Source organism: Silvanigrella paludirubra, assembly GCF_009208775.1.
GTDB lineage: Bacteria > Bdellovibrionota_B > Oligoflexia > Silvanigrellales > Silvanigrellaceae > Silvanigrella > Silvanigrella paludirubra.
Genome location: NZ_WFLM01000002.1, coordinates 547,407 through 561,181 on the forward strand (window position 1 = coordinate 547,407; position 13,775 = coordinate 561,181).

The following is a 13,775-nucleotide window of genomic DNA, read 5'->3' on the forward strand; positions in this document are numbered from 1 at the left end:
AATTGGGGCTAAATATGAGTTTTAAAACAATAAAGGTATTATTGATTATTTTTTCTTTTAGTTTAATTAATATAAAAATATATTCTCAGGAAAAATTCACAAAAAAAGATGTTGAACTATTTGTTCAAAAAGCTGTTGATTATGTAAAAAAAAATGGGAAAGATGCTGCTTTAAAAGAATTTATAAACCCAAAAGGTGAATTTTTAAAAGGTAAAAATGGCATTCTATATATATATGCATATGACTTTAAAGGGATTGTATTAGCTCATGGTGGTAAACCCAAATTAGCTGGATTTAACCTGCTTGACATCAAAGATATTGAAGGAAATTATCCTGTACAAATCATGATAAAAGCAGCAAAAAATAACCAAAATCATTGGGCTTCCTATACTTGGACAAATCCTGCTACCAAAAAGGTAGAAAGAAAAATAGGATATAGTGTTTCCGTTGACAATACATGGTGGCTTGGCTCTGGTTTATACGAGAGCGAGGAAAATAAATGATATTTTTTCAAAATAAAAAAAAAATTGTAATTATATTTTATTTTTTAAATTTGTTAATTTTAAATAACAAATGTTTTGGAGAAAATTTAACAGTAAATCTTACTACATCTACATGGTCTCCCTATACTCTAGAAGAACTTCCAGATAATGGTTTACTTGGAGCATTAATAAAAGCAGCTTTTAAAACACAAAAAATTGAAACTAATATTATTTTTTTACCTTCAGCCCGTGCACCATTAGAAGCAAAAAAAGAAGCTTATGACGGTTATTTTCCTTCATATGATTGTGATAGGAATAGCTTCCAAAAATCTTCTTCAATTGGAAAGAGCACTATGGGTTTTGCTGTGTTAAAACAAAAAAACTGGGATTGGAAAAAATTAACAGATTTAAAAGGAAAAGTTATTGGAAACGTACGAGATAGATTTTTTACAGAAGAATTTAAAAAACTAAGCGAAAAAAACATTATCTTATTAGAAGAATCAAATACTGACTTAGTGAATTTAACAAAGCTTTTGCATGGAAGAATAGATATTTCAATTATAGAAAAAAATATTTTTGAATATTTAATCTCAATTACTCCAGAGTTCAAAGATAAATTTAAATTTGAAACCAAATATATAAAAAACAGAGATTTGTATATTTGCTTTAATAAATCTAACAAATCAAAAAATTTTAGAAATAAATTCAATTTAGGAATTTCTAAAATTGATAAAGATAATATTATTTTTCAATATATTATGCTCAATTACTAATTTAAAAAAATTTTATTTTACAATTAAAACATCAGATACGGCTCTTTCATGAAGTTTAAAACAGTCGTTTTCATTAACTGGAAAAGATCTATTCAAAACTTTTCCTTTATAATAAAACACAGAGGAATGACCGCCATCTAAGTTTATAGCATCAATACATCCTTTATCTATCATTAATTTTGTAAGATCGGGAATACTTAAACCAATACTTTTTCCAGTTACTTCGTCAGATCCATTGGCAATTAAAAAAAGAATATTTTTATTTTTTAACTTACATATTGCCGTTCTAGCATGTGCATTTATAAAAAAAGATGAGTCAGAAAAATCTTTATTCGCAATGCCATTTTTAACTAAATATGGGACACCACTTAAAATATAATCAACGCTGTTCCATTTCCGAATATCTTCATTATTTTCAGAATGAATTACTATATCTAAGTTTATTTCTTTTCCTTTTTCAAAATTATACTTATTATCAATATCATTTGTATAAATTACAAATCCGTTATTAGGAATATTTATTAAATTTCCCCTTGGATTTGATATTTTTTCAATTTTTAATATTTTATTTTTTTGGACTGTAATTACCAGTCCTTTTTTATTTAAAGGGACAGGTCGACTCCAAACAGAAGTAAAAACAACAAAATTATAATTTTCAATGTATTTATTTAAAACTAAAAAAGGAATATTTTTACCATTATATTTTAAAATTGGTAGAGAAGAAATTTTTCCAACTATAAAACTTTTTCCATCTTTATCCCAGCCAACAGAGCTATTAAACTCCGAAAAAGAACCATACCATTTTTCGTTAATTTTTAAAATTCGAGAAGGCAAAGCGCTATAAGGGTTATATATATTAGGATAACAAGTATTTAAATTATAACCAGGAAGTTTAATCCCTTTTTTATGTTCATGAATTGAAAAAAATCCACCATTTATTGCTAAAATAGCATTTTTTTGTTTTGCTAAATTTGACACTCTATCGCTTGAGTCAATTTTATCAAATGACTTTACTAATTCAATAGAATATTTTGAAGTCGAAAACTCAGCTGAAAATATGTCAATATCATTTTTGTCCACAAATTTTTCATGAATAATATTCAAATTATTTTCATTAAATTCGTTTAATTTTATTAAATTATCTATTTTATTTAAATTATTAGAAACACAACCATGAATAAAATACGTTATAATAAAAAAAAACAAACAAAATTTACATGTATTTTTAGTTTTCATTCTAATCCTAATAATATCTATTTAAAGCTAAATTTAAACATGAATCGCATTGATAAATATGTTATAATACCAACTAAACAATAAGCATAAGAAATTTCTATTAGCGAAGTAATTTTTAAACAGCTTATTACTATAGAAATAATTCCTGAAAAAGTGTAAGAAACAATTCCATAATTTGCACTTACCATACCAGCAATATTTTGGAAGGGAGCAAACATTCTTCCAACCAAAAAAGGATATAAGAAACCAGAAGAGAATGCAAATAAAGATGATGTAAGCATCAATACCCAAATTGATTTTGGAAAAAGAAAAGAAACAAAAACCATTATAATTCCAATAAGCAAAAGCATTTTAGAAACTAAATTAATTATCTTATCGCTTTCAAAATTTCTTATTGCATAATTACTTAAAAAAGCGCCTAATATATAAATCGATCCAATAACTAAAGCCATATAACCAAAAAATATTTGACTTTTTCCTAAAATATTCTGAATTAAAAACGGGGCCATCAGAGTGAAAACAAATAAACCCAAATTAGTTGTTGCTATGATTAAAGTACTTCCCATAAAATCTTTATTTTTTAAAATAATAAATGAAGTCTTAAGAATATAATTAAAATTAAATTTTTGAAATTTTTTATTTGTTTCAGGCATAAATAAAATTATAAATAAACAAGAAATAAAACCATAAATAGCTAAAACTAAAAAAGATAAACGCCAGCCTCCAAATTCATCCAAATATCCGCCAATAACAGGTGCGACAATGGGGGCAACGCCCCAGATAAGACCTACCCAAGCACTTGCTTTCATTAAAGCGATTCCATCATATAAATCAACAGAAACTGCTTTTGAAAGCACAGCAATGGATGCGGCACCAAGACCCTGAAAAAATCTTGCTAAAATTAAGATTTCAATATTTGTTGAATAATAACAAGCTAAACTGGATATCGTAAAAAGGAACATGCCAATTAAAAGTGATTTTTTTCTGCCAATGCTATCAGAAATAGCTCCATATAAATATTGACCGACACCTAATGATAATAAAAACAATGAAATTGTAAGTTGAACCTTACTTTCCGTTGTATTTAATCCATTTACGATATGAGGCATAGAAGGAGAATAGATGTCTATGGAAGCCTGAGAAACAGGCACCATAAACAAAATAATTGCAAAAATAAATTTATTAGAATTAAAAAAAATTTTATTCATTCGTTTTCCAATAAATAAAATATCGAAAAATTTATCTGAATCAAAAAAATTAATCTATTCTTAAAGATCGAGGAAAAATATCATAATCATCATCATACAATGGATTTCCTGATAATCCTAGTTCAAAGAGATTTCTTAAATCTTTTAAACTTTTAACATTCCGAATTCTATTCTTTCTTAGGTCAAGTTTTGTTAAATTATTTAAATACTGAATAGGCTCAATTTCAGAGATTTGATTATCCGCTAAAGATAAAACAGATAACATTTTAGCTTTAGCAAGAGGTTCAATACTGTCTAATAAATTTTTATTGGCAGTTAATTTTTTTAACAATATATTTTCTTTTAGAGGATTTATATCTGATATGTCATTTTCAGAAATATTTAATTCTTCTAATAAAGACAATTTTGAAATTTCATGTATTTTCCGTATTTTATTCTTTTTTAAAGACAATGTAACAAGCTCTTTAAAACAATCTAAGCCTTCTAATGAGATGAATTGATTTTCATCTAAATTAAGATCTTTTAATTTAATAAAATGTAAAATATTTTGAAAATTTGAAAGTTGATGACCTTTCATAGAAAGTTTATTTAATGAATTAAATGAAGACAAATCGTTCCCATCAGAAATCATTTGATAATCTAAGTTTAAATTTTCAATCTGAGGAATAAATTTAAAAAAAGAAGAATCAAGCACAATTTTTTTAGCTTCAGGAAAAGAACTTAAATCGAGCGATTTTGCCTGGCTTAAAAATTTCTCTGCTTCTTGAGGAATTTTTGTTTTAAAAATTCGATAAATTGTTTTTTTGCTAAATTCATGTTCTGGTGAAATAGAATCTATGCTTAAATAATTTAAGAGACTTTCGAATCTCATAAAAACTCCTTATGAAAAAAAAGATTAATTAAAATAATTCTTTTTTATAGAGTCATATTGTCCGTTTTTTTTCAATTTATCAAGAAAATCATTAAATTTTTCAATGAGCTGTATGTCTTTTTTACGAACCGCCATAGCTAAATCACCTTTTTCATTGGAAAGAAGGGTATAGAAATCTATTTTCATTTCTTTAGATGCTTGCGCTATAAAAACATTATCTTCAACAAATACATTTGTTCTTTTTTGTACAACAGCATTTACTTCATCACTTTCTGTATCAAATTGTAAATGGTTTGCATTTTTTAATATTGATTTCAAATAAAGAGTTGCAGCACTTCCTGTGTGAGTGGCAATTTTTGTTCCTTTAGAATCAATGTCTGAAAATGTTTTATATTTAGAACGATTTTCAGGTGTATCTAAAAGAGCAGCCGTCACAATTACGGTAAAAACAGGTTTAGAAAAGAGTACTGCTTTTTTTCTTTCTTCGGTGATAGTAAGCCCCGATGCAATCATATCACATTTACCTGTCATTAAAGCAGGAATTAAACCATCTAATGTAGTATCTATTAATTGTAATTTAATGGAATTTTGTTTTGCAAACTCAGTCATAATATCGACGTCAAAACCCTTCCAGTTCCCTTTATTATCTTTCATTTCAAAAGGAATAAAACCCGCTTGAGAACAAACTTTTAAAGTTCCTAGTTTTTGGACTCTTTCAAAGCTATTATCACCTGATTTATTTTGTGAATAAATTGGTAAATTTAGGTTTATCAAAAGGATCATGATAGTAAACGAAAATAATTTTTTCATAAATAAGACTCTCCACATAGTAAATAAGCAAGTAATTATTGAAGAAAATTCATTTCACACACTAAGTCATAACTTATAAATATAATTAAGTTATTTATTAATAAGACTTTTAGTGTAAAATTACAATTTTTTTTTAATAAAACAGAAAAAAAGAAATTTTAATGATGAGTATGATGATGGAAGGAATGATGAGATAGGGAGGATTTTTGGGTTTTTAAGCTAATTTTTTTTTCAGAAAAACAGTTAGTTAACGAAAAACGCAATGAATAATCCATTTCTACACCCTTTAAAAGAGTTTGCTTTAGATGGTATCTATGTTTAAATACATTGAACCATGAGCAAGCCTACCAAACATAGCGTTATTTTGGCAAGCCGTATTTTTTAAATTTAATAGGATTTTATATGCAAGACCCTAAAATTATTCAATTTGCTAGCGACAATTATGTTGGTGCGCATCCAGAAATAGCTAAAATTATTATGGAATCTATGCAAACAACAGAGCTACCATACGGAAATGATACCTACTCTAAAAAAGCCAATTTAGAATTCAAAAAAATATTTCAATCCGATTGTGAAACATTTTTTGTAGGGACAGGGACAAGTTCAAATATAATCGCTTTAAAAACAATTCTAAAAAGTTACGAATGCGTAATATGTGCTGATATTGCCCATATTAATGGGGCAGAATGTGGAGCCTTTGAAAACTTTACGGGAGCGAAAATATTTCCCGTTAAATCTACGAATGGAAAAATGAACTTAGATTCCATTAAAGAAGTTTATTATTCGTTTCAAGACTCGCATTACAATAAGCCAAAAGCTATCTCTTTAACCCAATCTACCGAACTAGGAACTGTTTATACTTGCGAAGAAATTAAAGAAATTTGTGATTTTGCTCATGAAAATAAACTGTATGTTCATATGGACGGAGCACGTATTGCCAATGCGGCTGCTTATTTAAAAAAATCGTTTAAAGAAATGACGGTAGATGCGGGTGTTGATATCTTATCATTTGGAGCCACAAAAAATGGTGCCTTACTAGCCGAATCTGTTGTCATTTTTAATAAAAAATTAGTAGAAGATTTTGGATATATTCAAAAACAATCCATGCAGTTATTTTCTAAAATGCGCATGATTCCTGCTCAGTTTATCGCCTATTTCCAAAATGATTTATGGTTATCAAATGCTCAAAATGCGAATAAAATGGCAAAAGAAATTGAAACGGGTTTTTTAGACTGCAAATATATAAAAATAATAAATCAAGTTCAAACAAATCAAATTTTTATTCAGTTGCCTATTGCTTTAAAAAATGAAATTTTTAAAAGTTACCATTTTTATACTTTCTCTGAAAATTTAAAAGATCAAACTTGTACAATTCGTTTAGTTACCTCATTTAATACCTCTTTAATTGAAGTTCAAAAACTCATTTCTGATTTCAAATCTGCAGAGTATAATTTCAGTTTATTAGCATAAAAAGATAAGTATCTATTTTGATTTTAGTTTCTTTTTAGCCTAAGATAATATATTACACTTATCTTAGGGAATTTCTGCATGCTAAAAGCTCCTATAAAAGAAAACGAAGAAGAACGTCTCAAAGCACTAAAAGATTATAATGTACTAGATACTCCTCCCGATATTGATCTCGATGAAATCACATTAATCGCGTCTTATATATGCAAAACACCTATTGCATTAATTAGTTTAATTGACACAAATAGACAGTGGTTTAAATCTAAACAAGGTTTAAGCGCAGAAGAAACACCAAGAGAAGTTTCTTTTTGTGGCCACGCCATATACCAAGATGATATCTTTATTATTGAAAATGCACTAAATGACGATCGCTTTAAAGACAACCCCTTAGTTATAAATAAACCGAATGTTACCTTTTATGCAGGCTCTCCTTTAATTACTCCCTCTGGTCATAAAATAGGAACTTTATGTGTTATTGATTCAAAACCTAGTAAATTAGATGAACAACAAAAACTCATTTTAAAAGCATTATCAAATCAAGTCATAAAACTATTTGAGCTTCGCAAACAAAACCAGAAAATTATAGATAATCAAAAAGCTTTTATTCATAATTCTAAAATGATTTCATTAGGAGAAATGGCTTCAGGAGTTGCTCATGAAATTAATAATCCTCTCATGATTATTAATGGAAAAATACAATTATTATCAGAATCATTTTCAGAAAATGAAGAAATAAATAAAACCGAGATCATAAATGATCTCAATATCATTTTAAATGCTTCAAATCGCATTGCAAAAGTAGTAAAAAGCCTTCGCCATTTTTCAAAAAATTCAGAGTATGAAAAAAAAGAAAAAGTTTCTTTTTTAAAAATTTTAGAGGACACTCTGTTACTCTGTGAAGAAAAAATTAAAAAGAAAGGTATTGAAATAAAATATGATCATTCATATAGAATGAATGATATGTTTATAAATTGCAAACCAACGTTATTTAGCCAAGCTATTTTAAATTTAATCATGAATGCTTATGAATCTTTAGAAAAATCCGATAAAAAAATTATAGAAATTAAAATTAAAAATGAAGCGAAATATGTTAAAATATCTATTCTCGATTCGGGGCCTGGAATTCCAAGTGAAATTCAAGATAAAATCATGGAACCCTTTTTTACTACAAAGGAAGTAGGAGCTAGTTCAGGATTGGGATTAAGTACTTCTAAAGGAATAATTGAAGAACATAACGGTAAGTTTTATTTAGATAAAAACAGTAAAAATACTTGTTTTGTTATTGAATTACCTCATTAATTTTTATTTAAAGTATCTTCAATATTATATTTTTTGAGTATCAAAGAGTACTGACCATTTTTTATTATTTTTGCTAAACCTAAATCAAATAAATCTTTATGTTTTTTATATTTAAAATAAGCTCTATATGGTTTATTATTTAAATAAATAGAGCATTTAATTTTGTCGCTTTTAATTTTAATATCTGGGAACATTTTAATAAATTCTTTAATTTTATAATTTAAAATATAAATATCAGATACAATTGCATTAATTCTCCCCAATAAAAGCTGACTCGTTTGAGTTAAGGGATTATTAATTTCTCGATAACTGCTATTTAATGAAACAGCGTCATTATATTTTTTTCCCAAATATAATTTAGCTCCCTGAAATGCAATAATAGAAGATTTTGATAAATCATCCATATTTTTAATTGAATTATTTTCTTCTAAAGTATTCACACAGTCATGAAATATAATATAATTATTCGAAAACTTATTTTGATCAGCTTTTTTATAGATATTTCTTGATGCTCCATCGATCTGAGGATCTTTATCAAGATCTTCTGCTAATTTAGTAATAGGAACATAAATAAATTTAACAAGATAACCTTGAGTTTTAAACGCTTCACGAATGATTTCTACACTAGCTCCAGAATCGGACTCTGGTATAGCATAAGGAGGCAGGCTGTCACCTTCATAAAGTACAATTTTATTTTCGGCATAAATAGAATTACAGGATAAATTAAGTAACAACATAAAAATAAACTTATATATCTTATTTTTACAATTAAAATAAGTCATTATTTAACCCCTTTGTATGTTACTTTATATTGGAGTCAAATTAATCATAAAATGACAACAAACTATCCTAAAGATAGCCAAACAGTAACTTCATCACGATCATGATATAAATGCTTACATTTTAATTTATAAGAAATTCCTTCTAAATTCAATTCTTGAGAAATGAAATTTAAACATTCTTTCACTTCTAAGTGCTTTTTTTTCATTGGAAGTTTTAAATTAAAAATAAAGTCTTTTGCAAGCTTTCTTACAGCCCATTCTGTGATTAATTCTGCAATGCGCTTTGGTTTTTCAACCATGTCACAGACCATCCAATCAACTGGTTTTTTAGGACGATATTTAAATCCATCTTCTTTTAAATGCTCAACCAATCCTGTTTTCATAATAGCTGAATTCATCTCTCCGTTATCAACAGCAATAACGTAAATGTCTCGTCTAACAAATTGATATGTCCAACCACCCGGTGAAGAACCAAGATCAACTGCGGTCATCCCTTGCTTTAAACGTAATTCACGCTCACTCTCATTAAAAAAAACAAAAAAGGCCTCTTCAAGCTTTAATGTGGAACGACTTGGAGCTTCATTTGGAAATTTTAAACGAGGAATCCCCATAAACCATTGAGAAGCTTTTTTAGGGGCACATAGTGCAATATAACATGACTGACCTGTTAAAAATAAAAGGTGTAATCGCAAAGCACGCTGGTTCTTATCTCCAATTACATATCCATTTTTTCTTAGTTCAGAAAGCATTGGACTCGTAAATTTTTTACAAAAAGTGAGAACTTCTTTATGCTCATCCGTATCAAGAGCTTCTATAAAGAGATCATCTAAATATTTTTTTCCATTTAAAATGGATGAAAAATTTTCTTCAAATGCTTTAAATATAGGAATGGTTCTATTTTTTTCAGGAAGATCTGAATATAATTGAGATGTTAACAAAACTTGTCTTGCAAATAAAAGATCATTTAGCTGTAAATCATTCCATAACGTGACAATTTCTAGTGGATTATGAGCTTGAAAAAGCACATGTGCCGTATTTGTCTTTGCTTTTACAAAACCTTCAATGTTTTTAGCACTTGCGTATTCCATTATTTCAGATGCACAATCGTTTTCAAAACCAGCTCGACAATAGAATAGCAAGGATAAATTCATTTGTTTTTATTCTTTCTGTTAAAAAACAGGGGTTGGAAATTTAATTTCATCAACTCCCTTTATACCAAAATCAACTTCAATGCTATTTTTAGCATTCCTGCTTTGAGATACAGCACCCTTACCTTTTATACAAGTTGAATTCTTAGCATCTATAAGACAACTAAATAAATAGGATTTAGCTGCAAAGTTATAAGTAACAGCCCCCGCTACTGAGTTCACAGGCGTCTGTCTTGTTAAATCATTTACAGTAATACTTTCAGGAGAAGATAAATCAATCCAATAAGAAGAACTAATAACACTATTTTTCCAATCTTGATCATCCATTTTTTTTCGTTCCGTTACAAAAATGGAACTTTTATCTTCAGAAATTCCACCAATTTCATATTGCTGAATTCCATTTTCACCCCTATTTTTTGAAATGATTTCTTTTATTAAAGGACTTCCTTTATCTTTAATTGAAGATACGTCTATTAAAAATAAATTCATTTTAGCAACTTGAGAATTTGGGTATGGATTACAAGAAATAACCAATTTACTATTATCAATCACATTAATTTGTTTTGAAGCATTAAAACAATCAGAAACAACTTCTATTTTTTCTGCTGTTAGCAAGTCATCTGAAAGTTGATAAATAATGGGCTTTATATTTTTATATTTATAATTACCTACAGAAACAAGATAGACTTTTCCATTTGCATATAATAGGGATGTAACATTTGTTTCAGATTTTGATGGATTTTCAATATCTTGATTATCTAAATTTAATATTTGTCTATTTTTTATGATGGTATTTTGTAAGGACATATCTGTTTTTATGATTTCACCTCTATCATATCCAATTCCAACTATATTATTATTTACGGAAATAATATTATGTAAATTCATTGGAAATTCAGTATGCTCAACACCTGAATTATTATATATTGAAGAAATATAAGTAACACGAGTCAGTTTATTACCAGAAAAACGTTCAGCAAAATAAATACCTTGAATTTTATTTAAACTATCATATTTTTGAAAAACAATAGAATCACCGCTAGCAGGTCGCGATAAAATAAGAGTTGTTTTGTTTGTAGAAAAATCAAAACTATATAAATTACTAAATTCTCGCCATTTATTTGTTACTAAATAAGAATTTGAATCTGATATTTTAAATTCAGGATTTTTATTACTTTTTTTTCCACAACCTATAAATAATGTTGTCAATAATAATGGGAAACTAATAATCAATTTTTTTATTTTCATCCTAAAATTCGCCTATTAAAGAAATATAAAATCTACGACCCGGAGGTGGATATCCAATATAACCGTTAGTCTGCATTTGTTGAATAAAACCTGTAGAATTTGATACAGAAGAATATGTTTCATCTAAAATATTATAAATATCAAATGAAATGGTATAATTTTGAGAATTTAATTTATTTGAAAGAGTGTATGAAATACCAGCATTATATAGTGGAGGGACATCCATTTCATTTATATTTGCATAATCCAAATAAAAAGGGCTTTGCCAATTCATATTAAAATAAGCCCCAAATAGAGCTTGATAGCCTATAACATGACCAAGCAAAATGTTTTCAACATTTGTCCCCGTATTGATATAGTGCTTAGCGCTCCTTGGAACAAAGGATTCTTCATTTTCTAAAATCATTTTTGAAATTAAATATTGATAAGAAAAATATACTTTCCAAAAATCAAAAATATAATAGTCGGAATTTAAATAAAATCCATCTCTATAACCATTTTCAATATTTTGATACTGAAATGTATTTGAACTTGTCTGTTGCAAGAAAATTAAATTATTATCATTAGCATGAAAGTAACCAATTTCTCCAAATAAAGTTCGAAAACCTGTTTCAAATTTTTTACTACTCTCAGGTAACAAATTAATATTTGGCAATAATCCTTCAGGTGCACCATAAAACTCATTTAAATAAGGTCTTCTCATACTTAAAGTATAACGCATAAAATGAATTAAAAAATCATATTTATTTTGCAATGAGAAAGTATATCCATATATTGATTTTTCTTGTTCCTGAAATTTATTATTACAGGTATTTGAAGCACCTGGGTAATTACAATCCATATTTGAATTTGCTTGAGAGAATGAAACCCAAGCATTCATATTTGCAGAAAGTGAATATTTATTTGTAACAGCAATGACTATAGATTCAAATAAAGACAATCTAAAATCATTTCTATTTGCATTAACGCTACTCTTATAATCATCACTTAAATTAGATGGAACTAGAGTTTTTGTTTTTTGATTTGCTTGTAATAATTCAATTGAAATACCAGATTGTTCTTGTGCTAAAATAAATGAGGGTAATAAAAACCATGATTTTAGTTGTAAAGTATAATTTTCTGAATGATTTGCTTGAGCTGCAAAACCGCTCTGAATATTTTGTGTATCTGATGTATTATAAAGAATACCTAATTGATTTCCCCATTGTAATCCACTATCACTAAAAAGTTTTTGAGTATTTAATGTTGAAATTAAAATATTCTTTTTAGTTCTTGAAATTGAAAAACTTCCAATTTCTCCAGGATTTCCTTTGTTCTGATTTCCAAAAACTGTGTCAAATTTTATTTTCCCTAAACTTTGATTAAAGGTACTTAGACCAAAACTTGCAGCAAATTTTTTAAAATCATTATTTTGAAGAGATTCAAAGTACCCTTGATTCGGATTTAAAACAGAATTACTGGAATTAAATATAGGGTAATCTTCTTTGCTACTTGTATATTCAGAAGTCATAAATATTTCAAAATTTTTACGAGGTTTTAAGGAATAAACCCCAGATATTTGATTATAATGATATGAGCCAATTTTTTCTGTTACCTTAAATGCATTTACATTGTTTTCTTGATCATAAGTAAAGCAATCAATACGCCTACAACTTTGAATGTCTATATCTCCACTAATTCCCATAGAACTTAGCCAAAATGGAGGAGAATCCGGGTAAACATTTAATAAACCAATATTGGACAATGGCAATAACGAGACATTTTGTTCACTACTTCCTGCACCTGTTAGTGGAATTCCGTTAAAATAATAAGATGGTTCAAAAGCTCTCGCTCCTCTTAAACGAATTCTTAATGCACCGGCCTCACCACCAAAATGCTCCACCTGGGCTGATGTTATTTTATCAGCAAGATCTGAAAAACTTTTTGGAGCAGGAGAACTGCCTGGAGTCATTTTAGAGGAAATGGTTTCTTGATTTATATTTCCTAACGAAGGATCATGAAGGATTTCAACAGATTTATTAAATTTATTTTCTGAGTTTGACTGTTTCTTTATTGTTTCATTTTCTGGAATAACAATAATTGGTATGCTTTTTTGTGCAAATGCATTAACTGAAAATAAAACAAAAGCAAACACAAAAATTGGGCGCATAAATATATTCTTTTTTTACAGGAGATCCCCACGGATCTTTATCTATAAACGTCTACAAAGGACGTATGATGGCAGGTCTTCGGACTTAAAAGCTTTTCTTAAAAATAAGTTTTTCTACTTTCTGCGGCTTCCCAGTTTCCCAGTGCCATAATGCAAATTTCGTTCTTTAACACCGCTGCGGGACAGTTTTAGACTTTCACTAAATTCCCTTTTAATTTGTACAATTTTATTTTGATTTGATTCTTTATAAAATTTACAAAACCATCAACAATAAACATTTGTCATAAGAAAGGAATCATGTC

Annotated in this window: 12 protein-coding genes and 1 riboswitch; of the genes, 4 read left to right on the forward strand and 8 right to left on the reverse strand. The window is 27.7% G+C overall.

Annotated elements, in window-relative coordinates; genetic code table 11:
- The first annotated feature begins 14 nt into the window (after positions 1-14).
- Together GCL60_RS06490 and GCL60_RS06495 are read left to right on the forward strand one after the other, a co-directional pair.
- On the forward strand, positions 15-503 hold the full coding sequence (locus tag GCL60_RS06490) for a cache domain-containing protein (protein WP_153419404.1): 489 nt from the start codon (positions 15-17) through the stop codon (positions 501-503).
- On the forward strand, positions 500-1,255 hold the full coding sequence (locus GCL60_RS06495; RefSeq protein WP_153419406.1) for a substrate-binding periplasmic protein: 756 nt from the start codon (positions 500-502) through the stop codon (positions 1,253-1,255). Before GCL60_RS06490 ends, GCL60_RS06495 begins: the two co-directional genes overlap by 4 nt.
- 12 nt (positions 1,256-1,267) lie before the next feature.
- On the opposite strand, the gene GCL60_RS06500 is transcribed toward GCL60_RS06495, so the two are convergent.
- The 4 genes from GCL60_RS06500 to GCL60_RS06515 are packed head-to-tail and all read right to left on the reverse strand — an operon-like array spanning position 1,268 to position 5,380.
- On the reverse strand, positions 1,268-2,491 hold the full coding sequence (locus tag GCL60_RS06500) for a phosphodiester glycosidase family protein (RefSeq protein ID WP_153419408.1): 1,224 nt from the start codon (positions 2,489-2,491) through the stop codon (positions 1,268-1,270).
- Between the two features lie 17 nt (positions 2,492-2,508).
- On the reverse strand, positions 2,509-3,699 hold the full coding sequence (locus tag GCL60_RS06505; protein WP_153419410.1) for a multidrug effflux MFS transporter: 1,191 nt from the start codon (positions 3,697-3,699) through the stop codon (positions 2,509-2,511).
- A 49-nt stretch (positions 3,700-3,748) separates the two neighbouring features.
- Complete coding sequence (locus GCL60_RS06510) at positions 3,749-4,570, reverse strand: leucine-rich repeat domain-containing protein (RefSeq protein WP_153419411.1); 822 nt, start codon at positions 4,568-4,570, stop codon at positions 3,749-3,751.
- 24 nt (positions 4,571-4,594) lie between these two features.
- A complete protein-coding gene (locus GCL60_RS06515) occupies positions 4,595-5,380 on the reverse strand; it encodes a substrate-binding periplasmic protein (RefSeq protein ID WP_161998106.1) in 786 nt (261 codons plus the stop codon).
- A gap of 402 nt (positions 5,381-5,782) precedes the next feature.
- On the opposite strand from GCL60_RS06515, the gene GCL60_RS06520 reads away from it, so the two are divergent.
- Entirely contained in the window at positions 5,783-6,850 is a 1,068-nt protein-coding gene (locus GCL60_RS06520) for a threonine aldolase family protein (RefSeq protein ID WP_153419415.1), read from the forward strand.
- A 78-nt stretch (positions 6,851-6,928) separates the two neighbouring features.
- Entirely contained in the window at positions 6,929-8,146 is a 1,218-nt protein-coding gene (locus GCL60_RS06525) for a GAF domain-containing sensor histidine kinase (RefSeq protein ID WP_153419417.1), read from the forward strand.
- On the opposite strand, the gene GCL60_RS06530 is transcribed toward GCL60_RS06525, so the two are convergent.
- The 4 genes from GCL60_RS06530 to GCL60_RS06545 form a co-directional block, all read right to left on the reverse strand.
- A complete protein-coding gene (locus tag GCL60_RS06530; protein WP_153419419.1) occupies positions 8,143-8,928 on the reverse strand; it encodes a substrate-binding periplasmic protein in 786 nt (261 codons plus the stop codon). The genes GCL60_RS06525 and GCL60_RS06530 overlap by 4 nt on opposite strands.
- Before the next feature lie 62 nt (positions 8,929-8,990).
- Positions 8,991-10,079 (reverse strand): 23S rRNA (cytidine(2498)-2'-O)-methyltransferase RlmM, encoded by a 1,089-nt coding sequence (rlmM, locus tag GCL60_RS06535; RefSeq protein ID WP_153419422.1) that lies wholly within the window; start codon positions 10,077-10,079, stop codon positions 8,991-8,993.
- An 18-nt stretch (positions 10,080-10,097) separates the two neighbouring features.
- Positions 10,098-11,324, reverse strand: a complete 1,227-nt coding sequence (locus tag GCL60_RS06540) for a hypothetical protein (protein WP_153419424.1) — start codon at positions 11,322-11,324, stop codon at positions 10,098-10,100.
- A 1-nt stretch (position 11,325) separates the two neighbouring features.
- Positions 11,326-13,473, reverse strand: coding sequence for a TonB-dependent receptor plug domain-containing protein (locus GCL60_RS06545; RefSeq protein ID WP_153419426.1), 2,148 nt, complete (start codon positions 13,471-13,473; stop codon positions 11,326-11,328).
- A gap of 53 nt (positions 13,474-13,526) precedes the next feature.
- Positions 13,527-13,754: riboswitch (cobalamin riboswitch) on the reverse strand.
- Positions 13,755-13,775: the final 21 nt, after the last annotated feature.

Bases quoted from the DNA above. Each gene is read 5' to 3' on its own strand.
- GCL60_RS06490 (WP_153419404.1), top strand. From the start codon at position 15: ATGAGTTTTAAAACAATAAAGGTATTATTGATTATTTTTTCTTTTAGT.
- GCL60_RS06495 (WP_153419406.1), top strand. From the start codon at position 500: ATGATATTTTTTCAAAATAAAAAAAAAATTGTAATTATATTTTATTTT.
- GCL60_RS06500 (WP_153419408.1), bottom strand. From the start codon at position 2,491: ATGAAAACTAAAAATACATGTAAATTTTGTTTGTTTTTTTTTATTATA.
- GCL60_RS06505 (WP_153419410.1), bottom strand. From the start codon at position 3,699: ATGAATAAAATTTTTTTTAATTCTAATAAATTTATTTTTGCAATTATT.
- GCL60_RS06510 (WP_153419411.1), bottom strand. From the start codon at position 4,570: ATGAGATTCGAAAGTCTCTTAAATTATTTAAGCATAGATTCTATTTCA.
- GCL60_RS06515 (WP_161998106.1), bottom strand. From the start codon at position 5,380: ATGAAAAAATTATTTTCGTTTACTATCATGATCCTTTTGATAAACCTA.
- GCL60_RS06520 (WP_153419415.1), top strand. From the start codon at position 5,783: ATGCAAGACCCTAAAATTATTCAATTTGCTAGCGACAATTATGTTGGT.
- GCL60_RS06525 (WP_153419417.1), top strand. From the start codon at position 6,929: ATGCTAAAAGCTCCTATAAAAGAAAACGAAGAAGAACGTCTCAAAGCA.
- GCL60_RS06530 (WP_153419419.1), bottom strand. From the start codon at position 8,928: ATGACTTATTTTAATTGTAAAAATAAGATATATAAGTTTATTTTTATG.
- rlmM (WP_153419422.1), bottom strand. From the start codon at position 10,079: ATGAATTTATCCTTGCTATTCTATTGTCGAGCTGGTTTTGAAAACGAT.
- GCL60_RS06540 (WP_153419424.1), bottom strand. From the start codon at position 11,324: ATGAAAATAAAAAAATTGATTATTAGTTTCCCATTATTATTGACAACA.
- GCL60_RS06545 (WP_153419426.1), bottom strand. From the start codon at position 13,473: ATGCGCCCAATTTTTGTGTTTGCTTTTGTTTTATTTTCAGTTAATGCA.